At 60.9% G+C, this 1,365-nt stretch carries 1 protein-coding gene; it reads right to left on the reverse strand.

Annotated features, from left to right (window positions below; all coding sequences use genetic code 11):
• A protein-coding gene (locus EOE18_RS18175) for an IS3 family transposase (RefSeq protein WP_127712164.1) occupies positions 1 to 1,363 on the reverse strand; the annotation gives its coding sequence in 2 pieces (ribosomal slippage) (positions 1 to 1,006 and positions 1,006 to 1,363; 1,364 coding nt annotated over the 2 pieces). This gene is flagged as partial in the annotation.
• Positions 1,364 to 1,365: the final 2 nt, after the last annotated feature.

The following is a 1,365-nucleotide window of genomic DNA, read 5'->3' on the forward strand; positions in this document are numbered from 1 at the left end:
AGCTTGCGGTGTTGCAAGCGGCGATGTTCGATGGTCTGCTTCTTGATGGCGGCACGCTGGGCGTGGATCTGCCGGTCTCTGCCGAAGTAGGCGTCGGCGGGCGTCACATTGCCCAGACTTTCGTGATAGCGCTGGTGATTATAGTGCTCGATGAAGGCCTCGATCTGGGCTTCGAGATCGCCGGGCAGGTAGTAGTTTTCCAGCAGGATGCGGTTCTTCAAGGTCTGGTGCCAACGTTCAATCTTGCCCTGCGTCTGGGGATGGAATGGGGCGCCGCGCACATGGCTCATGGCCTGCGCCTCGATATAGGCGGCCAGCTCGCCCGCGACATAGCTGGGTCCATTGTCGGACAGCAGGCGCGGCTTGTGCAGCACGGTGGCTCTGTCGCAGCCTGATGCGGCCAACGCCAGATCCAGCGTGTCGGTGACGTCACCCGCCGTCATCGTGGTGCAGAGTTTCCACGAGATGATGTAGCGGGAATAGTCGTCGAGCACGGTCGAGAGATAAACCCAGCCCCAGCCGATCAGCTTGAAATAGGTAAAATCGGTCTGCCACATCTCGTTGGGCCGGGTCGTCTTGGTGTGGAACGCATCGCGGGCTTTGATGACGATATAGGCCGGGCTGGCGATCAGATCCTGCGCCTTGAGCAGGCGATAGACCGTGGCCTCGCAGACAAAGTACTGCTTCTCATCGGTAAATTTAGTCGCCAGTTCGCGGGGCGAGAGTTCGCTGCTTTCCAGCGCCATGTCGATGATCTGCTTTCGCACATCGTCAGGCAACCGGTTCCACACCCGGCTTGGCGCCGAAGGGCGGTCCTCCAGCGCTTCAGGCCCGCCATCAAGATAGCGGGCATACCAGCGGGCAAAGGTGCGGCGGGGAATGCCCAGCTTGTCCAGCGTCTGGCTGGTGGACAGATGGGATTGCTCGACGAGACGGATGATTTCCAGCTTCTCAGCTGCAGGATACCTCATGCGTCGTCGCCCCCACCCGCGATCATGCTTTTTTTGAGCAGGCGGTTCTCGAGCGTCAGGTCGGCTACACATTCCTTGAGGGCCAGCGCTTCCCGGCGCAGATCCTTGACCTCGTCACTGGTGGCAGCGCGGGTGGTATCCCCCGCCAGGCGGCGTTTCCCGGCCTCGAGGAATTCCTTCGACCAAGAATAGTACACGCTCTGGGCGATACCCTCGCGGCGGCATAGCTCGGCAATGCTCTCCTCGCCGCGCAGGCCTTCGAGCACGATCCTTATCTTGTCTTCAGCCGAGAAATGCCGGCGTGTGGCGCGGCGAATATCTTTCACCACGGCCTCGGCAGGCTTCTTCGCGAGCTTGGCAGCCGATTTTGGGCTGGAGGGATTGGGTCTCATCT

Source organism: Novosphingobium umbonatum, assembly GCF_004005905.1.
Lineage (GTDB): Bacteria > Pseudomonadota > Alphaproteobacteria > Sphingomonadales > Sphingomonadaceae > Novosphingobium > Novosphingobium umbonatum.